At 51.3% G+C, this 13,817-nt stretch carries 13 protein-coding genes and 1 pseudogene; 3 read left to right on the forward strand and 11 right to left on the reverse strand.

The genetic code is table 11. From position 1 onward, the window contains the following. From ACF8MC_RS25505 to ACF8MC_RS25555, 11 genes and pseudogenes are all read right to left on the reverse strand, one after another. Nucleotides 1-980: pseudogene (locus ACF8MC_RS25505) on the reverse strand (DNA primase); the annotation flags it as partial. 104 nt (nt 981-1,084) lie between these two features. After that, on the reverse strand, nt 1,085-1,225 hold the full coding sequence (locus ACF8MC_RS25510; RefSeq protein WP_308346696.1) for a primase-helicase zinc-binding domain-containing protein: 141 nt from the start codon (nt 1,223-1,225) through the stop codon (nt 1,085-1,087). 1,343 nt (nt 1,226-2,568) lie between these two features. Next, entirely contained in the window at nt 2,569-3,555 is a 987-nt protein-coding gene (locus ACF8MC_RS25515) for an RNA-directed DNA polymerase (protein WP_131165595.1), read from the reverse strand. A 17-nt stretch (nt 3,556-3,572) separates the two neighbouring features. Further along, nucleotides 3,573-4,133 (reverse strand): fimbrial protein, encoded by a 561-nt coding sequence (locus ACF8MC_RS25520; protein ID WP_131165594.1) that lies wholly within the window; start codon nt 4,131-4,133, stop codon nt 3,573-3,575. Between the two features lie 10 nt (nt 4,134-4,143). Beyond that, entirely contained in the window at nt 4,144-4,644 is a 501-nt protein-coding gene (locus ACF8MC_RS25525) for a fimbrial protein (RefSeq protein WP_131165593.1), read from the reverse strand. A gap of 12 nt (nt 4,645-4,656) precedes the next feature. Then, nucleotides 4,657-5,148: a fimbrial protein gene (locus tag ACF8MC_RS25530; protein ID WP_131165592.1), complete on the reverse strand. Its 492-nt coding sequence runs from the start codon at nt 5,146-5,148 to the stop codon at nt 4,657-4,659. A 13-nt stretch (nt 5,149-5,161) separates the two neighbouring features. Next, nucleotides 5,162-5,827, reverse strand: coding sequence for a fimbrial protein (locus tag ACF8MC_RS25535; RefSeq protein ID WP_131165591.1), 666 nt, complete (start codon nt 5,825-5,827; stop codon nt 5,162-5,164). Between the two features lie 51 nt (nt 5,828-5,878). Beyond that, nucleotides 5,879-6,685, reverse strand: a complete 807-nt coding sequence (locus ACF8MC_RS25540; RefSeq protein ID WP_239506375.1) for a fimbria/pilus periplasmic chaperone — start codon at nt 6,683-6,685, stop codon at nt 5,879-5,881. A gap of 89 nt (nt 6,686-6,774) precedes the next feature. After that, complete coding sequence (locus tag ACF8MC_RS25545) at nt 6,775-9,351, reverse strand: outer membrane usher protein (protein ID WP_131165590.1); 2,577 nt, start codon at nt 9,349-9,351, stop codon at nt 6,775-6,777. A 68-nt stretch (nt 9,352-9,419) separates the two neighbouring features. Then, entirely contained in the window at nt 9,420-9,956 is a 537-nt protein-coding gene (locus ACF8MC_RS25550) for a fimbrial protein (RefSeq protein ID WP_131165596.1), read from the reverse strand. A 106-nt stretch (nt 9,957-10,062) separates the two neighbouring features. After that, on the reverse strand, nt 10,063-10,599 hold the full coding sequence (locus ACF8MC_RS25555) for a fimbrial protein (protein ID WP_131165589.1): 537 nt from the start codon (nt 10,597-10,599) through the stop codon (nt 10,063-10,065). A 432-nt stretch (nt 10,600-11,031) separates the two neighbouring features. On the opposite strand from ACF8MC_RS25555, the gene ACF8MC_RS25560 reads away from it, so the two are divergent. The 3 genes from ACF8MC_RS25560 (at nt 11,032) to ACF8MC_RS25570 (ending at nt 13,295) form a co-directional block, all read left to right on the forward strand. Beyond that, on the forward strand, nt 11,032-11,826 hold the full coding sequence (locus tag ACF8MC_RS25560) for a winged helix-turn-helix domain-containing protein (RefSeq protein ID WP_131165588.1): 795 nt from the start codon (nt 11,032-11,034) through the stop codon (nt 11,824-11,826). Nucleotides 11,827-11,832: 6 nt separating this feature from the next. Beyond that, on the forward strand, nt 11,833-12,318 hold the full coding sequence (locus ACF8MC_RS25565) for a hypothetical protein (protein WP_131165587.1): 486 nt from the start codon (nt 11,833-11,835) through the stop codon (nt 12,316-12,318). Nucleotides 12,319-12,620: 302 nt separating this feature from the next. Continuing rightward, nucleotides 12,621-13,295 carry a LuxR C-terminal-related transcriptional regulator gene (locus tag ACF8MC_RS25570; RefSeq protein WP_131165586.1) on the forward strand — a complete coding sequence of 225 codons (675 nt, stop codon included), beginning with the start codon at nt 12,621-12,623 and terminating at the stop codon, nt 13,293-13,295. Nucleotides 13,296-13,817: the final 522 nt, after the last annotated feature.

The following is a 13,817-nucleotide window of genomic DNA, read 5'->3' on the forward strand; positions in this document are numbered from 1 at the left end:
AGTACCTGTAGGTAACCACAAAAATCGATCGGCGGATGGCATGCCGTTTGATTTCCAGGACTTCGGCCGAACCCTGCTGTGCCTGGAGCAGTGCGCGGGCGTCATTCGGGTTGGACGCTGCATCAGGTGTCGCATTATTAACGCGAGTTTTTCGGTGATCTTCGCCAGCAGCAGCGGATCACGTTCTTCATGGGGGGGAGCCTCCGGGAACGGTGGGATGCCCCTGGAGACTCAAAATGCCACCGCTGCGGTCGCTGTACTGCATCGGGTTGTTGTTCACCGCAAAAATCTCCGCCGGGATGTGGGCGGTATAGACGTCGCGGTATTTGGGGTCGATGGCGACCTGATACCCGCCCGGTCACCGCTCTACATCTCCACGTCGGGCATAATTATCAAAGAGAGAAGCCGAGCACACTGGTACGTTCGCACACCGACTCCAAATTGTCGATAGTGGTGGAGGTGGTGTTTCGGCACCGGCCAGCAGCTCGGATTTCAGGTCGGCATCGTTCAGCGTGTCAAACGAGCTGAGCTGCGGCGGTGGGCTGAACGTCTGATGTGGCATGCTCGTGGTCTCAGAGTCCTGCTGACAGTAGGTGTCGTTCCAGTAGCTTTCCAGGGCGGCAACACCGGGATACCGTTAACCAGTGTGGCCGTATCCGTCGCACGGGCCTGCCCAGTGCCGTTCCTGTCATTCTTTGCCGCAAGCAGCAGCCAAGTTGTGGACGCAGAGCTTCCCGGTCAGGCCCGCAGCGCAACCCTCCGTTAGCCAAATAGTCTTATAGTCAGCGCCGCTCAGGGTGTAACAGGCAACTCTCACCTACCCGCCAGCCAGCTTGCGTTTGCCTCCTTGGGCGTGGATCAGTTGCACGTTAAGCACCTCGCCCCGGAGTTGTGCGACGGCAGCAACAGGTCTCCGGGCGGATAGTGATACCGCCGACACACAGTGGTTGGCCGTGCAGGGTCAGAGTTTCAGCATTTGGCGCCCATACAAGCGCTATGGTCTGACATTGGGCAGCGGTATGCAGCTGTTGATGCTATTTCCCATCAGAGCGGCCATCTGTTCGACTGCGGTGGGCAACCAGCGTCAGGGATGTGTCAACCAAGGGGCGTCACCGGCGCCACACTGATTGCAGAACCAGGTGCTGACGCCGTCCATGTTGTCGAAGCGGAAGTGGTCCTGTGGCGCAGGTCGTCTGCGGCATGCTATCCGGCTGCGGGCGATCACAGGAATTTCAAAGACAGTAAAACCAATGATATTTAACCAAAAAAAACAGATAATATAACAAGTTACATGTAGTTATACAGATAAAGCCCCCTAGGCTAGCAACGATATAATCCCCATACAGGCTATTCACCGCCTGAAAATGATTAAACCAAATACGGGCACACTCTCGTACGGCATAGTTATATCCTTTTTAATTTCAATCTGTTAACCGGGTGGACTCGCGGATTTTACTCATCCACCCTGCACCGTCGGAAGCGAAGGCATATGCCAGTGGTGCAGGGAGGTTGGAGACTCAAACACAGGCATCAGTGGTGGCCCATCCCTTGGTATCCCCCTGGCCATGGGGTCATCAAATCCAGATTTGCGGTGCGAGACCCCTTGACTCGGTGGCATTCAGTTTTGGAATGCGTACATCGATCTCTGGCGCGTCAGGCATGGGTTAATCGTAGGTGACCGAGATCACGGAGTCCGTGTAGTAGACGCCGGCATGTATCAGAGGTAAGTCGACGGACGCAGAGACCCTGAATGGGATCCGGCTTCCGGACCCTATGGTTGTCTCGGCCCGGCCCAGGGAGAATCCATTGATCGTGAGCCGGACGGATCGGCCATCGAGGTTTGGATCGTTGAGGAGTCGTGCTCGGACAGAAACAGAGTTACCGCACGTGATGTCACCATATGCTACCCCCGAGGCAACGGCACCTACGTTCACCACACCGAGGTCGATCATGGATGGCAGGGTAACACGGCAGGTGGTTTCAGGAGGTGATGCGCGGACACACGTCGCCCCTGGGACGAGCCGGTAGGATTGATTTTCAACAGCTATTGCCGGCCCGAAGCAGAGATCCGCCCACCGCGGTGGCCATCCGGGCGGCCACGGCCATTGCCCGCGGTTCGGCCCAGGCGGGAAGGAGGCGTGGCCGCTGCCCAGACCGCTGGCAACCCACATCCCGTACACGCGGCCTAGTGACCATTCGGGTATTATATTCCCATGGGGGTAGACGTGGAATCCCCCGGGGGCTGACTGACCAAACAAGGTACGAACGGAGAGATGGCACCGTAGGTTCACGGTCCCCCCCGTACAAGGGTAGTATTGATCTTCCCATGGATCAGGCGCGCCGCTGATGTGCCAATCAAACTCATAGCCGTATTCACCAGGTACGGAGCCCATGGTGATCTGCGCGTTGGTAACGACGATGTTGTAAGGAAAGGCGGCGGATGACCACAAAAGCAGTGCGAGTACATGGAGACGTTTCATAGTATGGACCTTGGTAAATAATCGAGCCATCAAGACGAACTCATAGGTCGAGTAATGGGAGGTGAATTTATGCTTGTTTATCAGGCAATCACCCTAAATTCATCAAGTGGTGTTTTGCCCAATTCATCCACCGGGCTTCATACTCTCGCACACGATTATCGGTCTCTGCCTTCGGCAGTTTCCGCAAACGTGCTTGCTCATAAAGCCGCGCAATACGTTCCCGATGGTTCTCTATTGCTCGCGGAGCTATCCGGGGCCCTTCGGGGGCATACCATATCCCCAGCCAGTCAAAACCATTTTCAACTCTCCCCAATTGCGTTTTATCCGGGTGTATTTCAAAGCCACCCAAATCAAAAAATTCATACAGCGATTTAATCGTTTTGCGTAAATGCCAACGCGTTTTAGTAAAGAAAATAAAGTCATCCATGTATCGGGCATAAAATATCTCCTCGCGCGTCGCGAAATAATGGTCAACATGCCGCAATATACTGCCGCCGATAAGCGGACTCAGCGCACTACCGCGACAAATCCCTTTTTCCGGCGTCACTATCTCACCGCCGTCTTCAACGCTGTAATAGAGCCATTGCAGGCACAAATTTCTGCAGACCGCATCCTCTATATGCCAGTTCAATTGCCCCGCCACCTGGCACTTTAAAATGTGCTGGTAATAACCCCGGATATCCGTGCGGTAAACATAACGCCATTCCCCACATCGCCAGGCAGAAGAAACACACTGCGTCGACCCAACCACGCCACCGTGCCCTTTAAGGTGATGGCAAGACGTGTTCCTGGGCAGTTGCTCTTCAATCTGTATCGCCACCCATTTGAGCACCAACGCATCATGCGCCGACCATTGCACCCAACTTTTATTCCGCCGCCGATACACCTGCATTGGGGAGAGTCGGTATCCTCCTGCCAGCACGCGGTTTAGCCATTGAAACTGCTGCTGTGGCCACTTAAAGCGTAAATCCCATACATCAGCATTCGGTGGCGCATGTTGTCGTCGCCGGCACAACCAACGGTAAGCCCTCTCCCAGGCCTGCGTGGTGTTAACTTCTTTCTGCGTGCTTGTCACTGGCAATTTGACGCCATTTACTCATATTCCAGATTGAAGGTAGCGGCCGCACTGAACGCGCCTCGGCCAATCGTTTTGTTGGCTATTGCGTCTGGCTCGCCCTGTATATAAGCCTTCAGCGCAATGGTGTTGCCCCCAACCTTCAGCAGGGTTTTATCGCTCACCTTATTGAGTCGCAGCGGTTTTGCCGCTGGTGTTTCAAGCCCAATGGCAATCCCCGTGGCCTCACTGCCACCGTCGATGGCCAACAGGCCCGGCAATGCTTGATTTTCTGTACCGGTAAAGGTCACGCTCACCGTTTTACCTTGCGTCAGGTCACATTCCTCCAGGTGTATTTCGAAGGGTTGCCCCAGAGTGCGCGTGTTCAGGTACAGGTACTTGTCGATGATAGTGCCAAAATCCAGCGTGATTTCTTCATCGCCCGGTGAGATCGCGCAAGGCTCTGCAACCAGAGCACCATGCAAGTACAGGTTATTGTCGCCCGCGGCCAGAGCCGGTAACGGTGAGGCAATCAATATCGCCACCAACATCAGGACGGCCACCGGAGAGCGTGAATACCCTGACAATTTCCCTTTCATGTCGCGCTCCTTATTCATAGTCGGCACGCAGCGTGGCCCAGGCCTCAAAGGCCCCTTCGGTCAGCTTGGCACCAGCTTGTTTTATCGGTACCGCCTCCAGACGCGGCGGGTTGGCCAGGTTTATCTTCAGCACACTGTTCGGTGTGAAGGGTTTATCGTTCTGGTATACCCGGATGCCGAGGCCTGCCTTGTCCGTCAACAAGGCGTCACTGTCGAACCCTGCCGCACTACCGCTCAGGCTGAGCGTCAATGCCCAGTTCCCGCCGACGGCGTTATCGCAGGTGATTTGATAATTCAACTGCTTACGATAGTTCTCACCGTCCACCTTGTTGATGCCCACCTTGTCATCGAAGTCAACCTCGACCTGGTTACCGTCATTGATGGTACAAGGGGGCGGCTCTATCAGAGTGCCGTGAAACGTCATGTCTGCTTCGCCGTCGTTGGCCTGTACCGGGGTAATGCCCGCAGTCAGACTGCCGGTCAGCAACAGGACTTTTAGTGTTTTGCTCATGCTCAGCTCCTGTTACTGGTAATCCACGGCCATCGTGGCCCCTGCGCTGAACTCTCCTCCCGTCAGGGACGCGCCGGCCTGTTTTACCGGCACGGCCCACAATGCAGGCTTGTTCGGATAGGTGAAACTCAGCCACTTGTTGACGGCCAGCTTGCTGTCACCCTGGAGCAGTTCGATGCCAAGCCCGGTCTTGTTGGTTTGCAACACCGTTGCGTCGAACGCAGCACCATTGCCTTTTACCTGCAGCTTCATCGCACTAGAGCCCCCCCCGGCGCACGACAGCGTGTAATTGACCGGCATCTTGTAATTATCACCATCTACCCGGGTAGTAATCACGTCATCGAATTCCACTTCAATCGGCCGGTCATCGTTTATCACACAGGGCGGTGGCGCCACCACGGTCACCTTGATGGTGACCGTGGCCGAGGGGTCTGCACATGCCAGCATCGGCAAAGTTGCCAACACAGCTGCCAGCATTCGCTGCAGCGTTACGATCCCATTCATTGTCCCGACCGCCTTAGTCATAACTCAGATGAAAATCCACCACGGCCCGATAGCTACCAGCTATCAGCGCGGAGGGAGTGCGTTCCGGGGTTATCGTGTAGCTCAGCGTATTTTGCCCCGGCGTCAACAACAGTGGTTTCCCCCTGCTGCCCAGGCGAACGTCTTCCCCCTGCGCATTTTCAAGCCGCAACCCCAGCCCAGAGACGCCCTGCGCCTTCACCAACTGCGGGTTATCGGCGTCACGCATCGCACGGAAACTCACCGTCACCGCAGGCTGATTGTCCGCCCAGGTCAGGCCGCCGGTACGCACATCGCGGCTACCGGCCGGGCTGCGCAGACAATCCTCCAGACGCAGCTCGAACCGAACCGGTTCGCCACGCGCGCCAATAGTTCTCAGGCGCCCCGCCCCCGTCTCACCGAGTGTGACATCCTGGTGGGCGCTGGTCATCTCCAGCCGACAGGCGCTCTCTGTTAACGCCCCGTGAACATACAGGGTACCGTTAGCGCCTTCGACATCCCAGTTATCCACCGCAGCCTGCGCCGGTGGCAGCAGCCAGAGCACTGCCCCCAGCGTTATCGGGGCCATCAGCGCCAACCCGATCAACGCACCGTAATACTTCAGCTCAATCGCCCCGCACAGGCCCCATCGGTGTCGGCCTGTCTCGTGTGTCATGTCCATATCCTGTCTCCCTCTGCTTGACCGGTGCCTGCACCACCAGACCGTGCTCCACTACGCTTTCTTCGCCGGCATCACAGTGCATGTGCTACCTGAGCAACTGAAACTCAGCTGCGGCCGGCCACCGTAATCATTAACGTAGGTCAGTACCGGGCTGTTACCCAACTCTGCTGCACTCACCGTCAACGGTAAATTGCCCTTTGGCGGCACCATCAGCGGCTCGAAGTTTTTGATACCCGCGCCGCCTTTTTTAGCGGCAGCGTCGACCAACGTGACGTAATACGCCGTCGGATTGTTGACCACATACTTGTTGCCTTGCTTACTCAGGGTCAGTTGCTCCTGTGGCGGCGGTGCGTTTTTGTCCATCGCAATGGTTGCCGGGCGGTAGAACAGCTTGATACGCGTCTGCAACGCAATTTGCAGCGTATTCGGCTTGGTACTCTTCGGCGGGATTTCCCGCAGATTGAAGTAATAGACCGTCTCGCGGTCCTGCGGCAGCGTCTTCGCCACCGGCAGAGCCTGGATTTTCACCTGGCTCGGTTTGCCCGGCTCGATGCGTTGAACCGGAGGCAGCACCGTGAGGGGGCTCTGGATTTTGTTACCCTTATCGTCTTCAATCCAGCCCTGCGCCAGGTAGGGCAGCTGCTTGTTTTGATTGCTGACGTTCAGGCTCACCGACTTTTGGCTGCCATCAAAAATAATCCGAGTGCGGTCAAGCGCTATCGCCGCCTGCGCCTGCTGGGCCAGCAATGCGCCGAGCAGAGCGCCTGTCACTGCTACCAGTGGCAGGATCTTTTTCCGCACGGATGTTGCCGGGCGGCCTTTGTGATGCTGTTTCATGTTCAATTCGTTCTTTTCCATATTTTCTTTCCCGGCCATAGCGGCCCTCATCGAATTTGGATTAAACCTGCACACCACTTTACTCATCGGCGCGGCGCTTACGAAGTCTGCTAAAGCTCGGGTGCAACCACTGACTGTGGTTCACCCTTCGTCTGCGCTCCAGGCTCGGAGCTTGCCCCCAGCGGATGACACGGCAACAGCAGCGTATTCATCAGCATGTCGGCAGGCAGTGGCGTTGGCATACGCACCTCACACTGCGCACCACCGTTCCAGTGCACCGTCATGGCATCGCCGGCGTTGATGCCGCTCAGATAGACACTGCCGCCGTCATTGACGATGCCCGTCTCCTGCTTACGGGCGTTCATCACCGTGGCGCCAAATGGCGGTTGGCTGCCGTCGGCCAGTTTGATGACCGCCATCGCCTTCTCGCCAGCAATCACTTCGAACTGGCGGTAACCGATAGCGCCTTCGGTGAGCGTGGCTTGCACCACCGACTTTGTGGCTTCGGCGTTATCACCGAGCTTGTTCACATCGATACTCGCCTTGTTACGGTAATAGCTGTTCACGTCCCCGATAACCGCCTTGCCCCAGGCGTTGGTGTTGGTGGTACTGCCATAGCCCCGCACCGGCACGTCCGACACCCCCTGCGTGTCAATCAGCATGCGGGTGCCACCCGGCATGCCAGAACGATGCAACGCCCCGCCACTCGCCGTCATCGTCATGCCACCCTGCATCGACATCCCGACGGCGCTGTAACGGTTCTCCTGGTAGCTGGCATTGGCACTCATGCGCGCCTTGTCGCCTTCATGGTTGTAATATCCGTTCACATTCACCCCACTTCGCGAGCGGCCGGCGCGCAACTGGTAGTTATTGTGCTCATCAATTCGGTCGGAATACCCCACCTGATGCGTAGTGTCGTCGCGGTTCACCGTGGCGTTGTAGCTCACCGTTGCGTTATCCCCCCACGGCATCGACAGTGAAAGGTAGGCCCCATCATCTTTCGTCCCGTTGTATTCATTACGGTACGCCGACAGCGACAGGCTCAGGTTGCGGAACCGGCCCACGTCGAAATAGCGCGACAACGTCAGGTTGTAACGATCGTTGGCCGGTCTGTCCCAATACGTCTCGTGGCTATAATTGAGATAGGAACTCAGCCCCCAGTCACGGAAGTGCTTGTTGAAAGTTATGGTGTACATTTCCTTGCCATTACCCGTTCGGGTGCCGTAATAGCGCGCGTCCAAATACTCACTCATGCTCATAAAGTCCTGCTCCGAAAAGCGATAGCCGGCAAAGGTCACCTGGCTGTCGTATTCGTCAAAGCTCTTTGAGTAACTGAGGCGATAGGAGCCGCCACTGAGCGTGCCGTCTTCCTGTGGCAACTGTGCCCGCGACTGGGTAGCATCAAACGACAGCGCCCCAAATACCATCAGGTCACGGCCGATACCCAACGAAAGTGCGTTGTAGTCGCCGCCCGCCAAAACACCGCCGTACAGCGACCAGCCGTTGCTGACCCCCCAAGAGAATTCGCCGGTACCGAACAGCGGGCCGCGCGAATGGTGCTGCCAGTCTGACGGTTTACCCGTCGCCAGTTTGAAGCGCACCGAACCGGGCCGCGTCAGATAGGGAATGTTGGCGGTATTCACCACGAACTCCTGAACGTCACCGTCCTGCTCTTCCACCCGCACGTTCAGCTCGCCAGTGACTGCATCGTTGATGTCCTGAATACGGAATGGCCCTGCGGCAACCGCGGTCTCGGACAGCACACGCCCCTGTTGGCTGATGGTGACTTTGGCATTCGTTTTCGCTATGCCCACCACTTCCGGCGCATAGCCACGCAGATTAGGTGGCAACATGCTTTCGTCCGATACCAGACTCATCCCCGTGAAACGGAAGCTATCGAACATGCCTGAATCCAGGTAGTTTTCGCCCAGCGTCAGCTTCGAGCGCAGCGCCGGTACTGCCCTATAGGCGTAATACCGGCTCCAGTCCAATTGCTTCTGGGTCGATTGCCCATTCCCCGCCTGATGGTCAATATTCGCCTGCCAATCGGCACGCAAACGCCATGCGCCCAGGTTGGCGCCCGCCGTACCGTTACCGCTGAGGCTATAACCACGCGATCCGTCCCGCTGCTGATGCTGGCTACGCGCATTGACGTTGTAATCGAAGAGCACCCCGGGAATCCCCTCATCCCAGCGAGACGGCGGATCCCAGTTCTCGTCGCTGTACTCCAGATAAGCCTGAGGAACACTTAGGTAAAGAGAGGACGTGGGCAGATCGCCACGCACATCCATCCCTTTCACGCTACTCTCGTTCAGGCATTCTCCTTCGTGCCACCAAGTCAGGTCTTTCAGCACGCCAGGCTTAAACCCCAGTTGTTCTACCAATGCGGGGCTGAGGCAGGCACGACTGCCGTTTGGGTCGCCCTCCGGCGCATAAAATGGGATCTGTTGCTCTTGCAAGTCATTCTTATTAACGTGCACCACCATGCCGTAAGTACCCGGCATAATGTAACCACTGCGAGAGAATTGGCTCAGATCAATGTTTTTACGATCGTTAACATCCAGCACATCGGTATTGAACTGAATATCATCGGCAGCATGCGCGCTTATCACGGAGGATCCCAGCGCAAGGGAAATAAATAACCCTAACGAATGCAGAGGCACAAATTTTCCAAGCGGAAACTCCATGGCATTACCTTATTAGTATAAATAGATCCATTACGCGAGCCGAAAAACAACGTTCTTTCAGAAGCAAATCAAAAATAGTCCAGCTTAAATCGGATAGAGGATAGATAACTCCCAGATGTCAACGTCTGACCATTGGCCACCAACCTCATAACATAATTCAATTGACTATTACCCGGGATAATATCCATTGGAGGCATAGCCTTGCTCGGTGTTGCGACATTTCCATTGGCATCAATAATCTGCAACGCTACCCCGGAGGCGCTACCGTTAACGCCAAATAACTCACCATTAGATTCGCCGTCAAAAGTAACCTGAAATTTCTTCCAACCTTCCTTTCCTGGGCGTTCAGTGATGCAGTCAACCAAATCAATGGAAAAATGCTGGCTGCGGCCCTGCCCATCGCGAATAATATCTGACAAGGGTAAAACCCCCATATCAATGGTTTGCTCTCGGCTGTCAATAGCAATAGCGCAAGCAGTATCAATAATGGCTCCGTGCATATTTACCCGTCCCCATCCGGCAACGTTTTTATCTGCTAACGCAGAGTTCGCTGGAAAGGTAAATAGGCAAGAAACCACTAAAATAACGCTATTACAAAGCCTCATAATAGAACATGCTCCATACTTTAAAGCATTACCAAAAAGCATGCGGGGATACCGCATGCATATACACACATATAGAGGAAATACTTACTTTATGTGGAGCAATCTTTTAGTTATAAGCCAGAGTAAAATCAGCTACCGCCTGGAACTCACCTTCGGTAATAACGGCGGAAGAAGCGGTATCGCCCTGCATATAAGCGGAGAAATTCAGCGTATTGTGTCCGTCCTGCAATACTTGTTCTTTAGTTGGCGTACCCAGTTTAATGATTTCACCATCAGCCTGAGTGATGGCTACGCTGGCGCCTTTAGCCGTACCGGTAATCCCCAACAGGCCATTTTTGGCAGCAGACTCCATACCCGTGAAGGTTAACTGCACCTTGTTTTTGGTTGCAGGTGAGCCGAACGTGCAGTTCTCCAGATCGATCGAGAAATTACGCGGGGTAGACTTCCCTCCACTAAGCAAAGCAACCTTAGAGATCTGCCCAAGCTCAACAGTCTGATCAACAGACTCCGGAGCAATAGAGCACGGAGCATCAATAATGGAGCCGGTAAAGGTGACTTTGCCGTGCCCCTGGTCGGCAGCCTGTGCACCAGAAACAGCACCGAATGCCAACACTGCCGCCATCATGATTTTATTCAATTTCATTTCTACTTTATCCTTAATTAAGAGGTCTATCCCATTTTGATGAAGTTGCCTTTACCTCTACACTAAGCATGCAGAGACAGATAGCTGAGTACATACCTGTCAACTCGCGATGTCATAGCGTCCGACAACAGGAAAAATGGTAACCAAGAAGAAAAAGAAAAGATAAATAATTTAATTAATAGCAAAAAATTAGATAAAAAATCCAAAACCCAATAAAAAACAAGCTATAATTAGATTAATTATCTTTTTTGGATATTTTAATTAAGCTGTAATGCTGACTATTTTTCATGCACTCTAATAATAAAAAAACAGTCCTGAAAAATAGGTTGACGTACACCACTCACATCCAATAAGTTTCGTAAAATCAAAACAAGACGATTCTTATTAATAACTAGTACTTCGCATTGACACCATGAGGAAAAAGATACTCTTATGAAATACATAATAAATTTAACTATCATTTTCGATCCCGAGTGCAGGTTATTAATGCTCAGGAGTAATGACCTGCTCACTATCAAACTATCCAAGCCTGCGACACGATTACTAACTGAGCTAATAAAGAACAATAAAAATGAGCTCACGCGAGAAACGCTAATCAAGCACGTTTGGGAGGACTACGGATTCTCACCGTCTAGTGCAACCCTAAGTAACCATATCAGTGAGTTGAGAAAAGCCTTTGAAGCACTTGGGGTGAACAAAGAGATTCTGATTACGGTACCGCGGATAGGCTTTAAAATGGAAGCGGAGATCCACCCAGAAACCAAGTCATCGCAAGAGCATTTATCTAATGAAAAGGTTAAGACTTTTGATGCGTCAAGCGAGAAGATAAAGGAAGAAAGTTTGAATCCTTCCGCGACTTCAGCCACGAAAGGAACATTTTACACCATGCGAAAGCCAATCTTGGCTCTAAGCCTTGCCTTGCTTTCAATTATTACAGCCATGAAATTGAGTGGTCTAAATAGAGATAAAGAGCCGGTGCTCGCAACCACTCAGAATAAATGTAATTATTATCTTCTGGGCGACGATAAACAAAACAATGAACAATTGGCACGTGCGCTGAAAATGGTAGCTAATGAAAAGATTGACTGTATGCAGAGCAGTCATGACATTTACTATATGGAAGCACGCCCTGCCAACGATATATTAAAGGTTTATTTCATGTCAGTCTGTACTAAAAACACTGACATGAGCTACAAGAGCTGCCATAACTTTAGACTCATTGAGTAAATCGCCATGAAAAGAATAGTCATCTGGACATCGATTTTTACTGCCTTTGCAGTTTTCCTATTAGCTTACCCTTTAAGTAGCCTTAACTGGAAACCTTTTCGTTGCAATACTCAATTAACTGCTAGAGTTACAACAAATAACAACACAAAAATCGATCTCAACGTCAATATAAACATCATCTCACATCAAGAAGATCAAAATGAAGTACTATTTGTAGGCTCACTTAAAGAAGAAAATAAAAATTACACTGTCTACAGAAGGATTTTCGTCACGAGTAAACCGGCTGATATAAATGGTTATTCTACAGCTGTAATTACGAGTGAGGAGCATAACCCTAATGACAATGTACCCGATACACTCTGGCACACTTACGTACTGCCTGACATACCAGGTGTCGCATTTTATGCAAAAACAAGAGAAATAGGAAAAAATCTTTTATTTTATAGAGGGTTAGAAATACCAATGTTGGTATGCACTATAACAAATAATTAAGTAGCTCTCATAACGATTTGATAACTTGTCAGGAAGGTATTCAACTCCTTCAACAACATCCATAGCTATCATACTTAAGCACTTAACCAGTTAAAAGTTACACGTAAAAAAAATTAAACCCTGCATACCACAAGTTAAATTAATTAAGTTGCATATTACATAGCCGGCTAGCTACTCTATTAGCCTAATAACCACCAAGGGGGGCAATAGTGGATTCACTCTTTACTGCGAATTGATAGTCAACACCACATAAAAATGACAGCCAAAGCAGATGAATAACCATTTTAGAGAGGCATCTAAAAATGAGTAAAAAGAAAAACTCAACACCTAATAAAGAATGGCACATTGTAATCATTGACGATGATAAGTTTTATGCATCCGGGTTAGCGATAGTTTTGGAAAAATACTTAAATAGTATTGGCCAGAGCACAGTGTTCTCCTTTCATTACCCTTGCAAAAAAAAGGCAGATATTGTTTTTCAGGCAATACGTTGTGGTACTGTCATCGAGCCTCGCAACCCAACCTCTATGAGGAACGATAAACCATTGTATGTCGCCATCGCTGAAATTAAAGATGCACACTTAAAGCACCTATACAAAAAAATCAATAAAAACAACATATTATACAGACACCAGTCGGAGGGTATTGCCTTTCAACTTATGGAGAACATCCTCTCCAAGCAGCTCATGCAAAGGACGCCGGTAAAAGCGCAGCCTAATCAAGCATCATTTACACAACGAGAGCGTGAAGTGTTACATCTAATTAAACAAGGTGAAACACTTACCTGCATGTCAGCCAGCCTGGGTATAAATGTAAAGACCATCAGTGCACATAAACGCAATGCCATGAAAAAATTGAACTTTAAACGAAATCAAGAGCTGTTTCATTGGTTGCTGAAAAGTGATTTAACCAGCCATCAATCTAGAAAAGGAAATTCCTCCCTATTCAACTCAGGTTACGTAAAAAGGTCTATTTAACCTCATGATTGCTGTTTCCCCCACGTCTGCTCGCTGCGCGTAAACCACTAATAAATAAATTAGTTGAAATATCAGGCCATCACGTCACCTGTATCCGCAAATCCGATCGCCAAAACGCACATGCGCGCATCTAGGCTATCGGTGGAGTCAATGCCGAGGTACCCGCTGGTCACTGCTTCAGGCAGACGCCATCGCCGGACTCAAATAACCAATCAATGCAATGAAAAATATAAAATTATTGAAAAAAACAGGATTACCCGCCCTTAGAGCCCCCAGTATAAATTTCGTGAAATGCTGGAAGATTAGACTATCGCTCTGAGAGCAGCCTAAAATTCAGCCACACAAAGAACTCGGTTAGGTTCCGTGTCACGAACCCAAACCAAAAATTATTGTTACGCATAAATTTACTGTCGCTATTTTCTGATCGCAGCTTTTTTCTTGGACTCACAGCCACAAAAAAAAGATTTATAGAAAAACTGTTCACCCTATACACCTTTTTAATTTACCCTTTTATTTCAATGT

The sequence above is a fragment of the Serratia sp. LACPHL-BACT-2024-00286 genome, from assembly GCF_043109535.1.
GTDB classification, from domain to species: Bacteria; Pseudomonadota; Gammaproteobacteria; order Enterobacterales; family Enterobacteriaceae; genus Serratia; species Serratia sarumanii.

Excerpts from the sequence above, each read along its gene's own strand:
- ACF8MC_RS25520 (WP_131165594.1), bottom strand. The coding sequence starts at position 4,133 with ATGAAAGGGAAATTGTCAGGGTATTCACGCTCTCCGGTGGCCGTCCTG.
- ACF8MC_RS25525 (WP_131165593.1), bottom strand. The coding sequence starts at position 4,644 with ATGAGCAAAACACTAAAAGTCCTGTTGCTGACCGGCAGTCTGACTGCG.
- ACF8MC_RS25530 (WP_131165592.1), bottom strand. The coding sequence starts at position 5,148 with ATGAATGGGATCGTAACGCTGCAGCGAATGCTGGCAGCTGTGTTGGCA.
- ACF8MC_RS25545 (WP_131165590.1), bottom strand. The coding sequence starts at position 9,351 with ATGGAGTTTCCGCTTGGAAAATTTGTGCCTCTGCATTCGTTAGGGTTA.
- ACF8MC_RS25535 (WP_131165591.1), bottom strand. The coding sequence starts at position 5,827 with ATGGACATGACACACGAGACAGGCCGACACCGATGGGGCCTGTGCGGG.
- ACF8MC_RS25540 (WP_239506375.1), bottom strand. The coding sequence starts at position 6,685 with ATGGAAAAGAACGAATTGAACATGAAACAGCATCACAAAGGCCGCCCG.
- ACF8MC_RS25560 (WP_131165588.1), top strand. The coding sequence starts at position 11,032 with ATGAAATACATAATAAATTTAACTATCATTTTCGATCCCGAGTGCAGG.
- ACF8MC_RS25565 (WP_131165587.1), top strand. The coding sequence starts at position 11,833 with ATGAAAAGAATAGTCATCTGGACATCGATTTTTACTGCCTTTGCAGTT.
- ACF8MC_RS25570 (WP_131165586.1), top strand. The coding sequence starts at position 12,621 with ATGAGTAAAAAGAAAAACTCAACACCTAATAAAGAATGGCACATTGTA.
- ACF8MC_RS25555 (WP_131165589.1), bottom strand. The coding sequence starts at position 10,599 with ATGAAATTGAATAAAATCATGATGGCGGCAGTGTTGGCATTCGGTGCT.
- ACF8MC_RS25550 (WP_131165596.1), bottom strand. The coding sequence starts at position 9,956 with ATGAGGCTTTGTAATAGCGTTATTTTAGTGGTTTCTTGCCTATTTACC.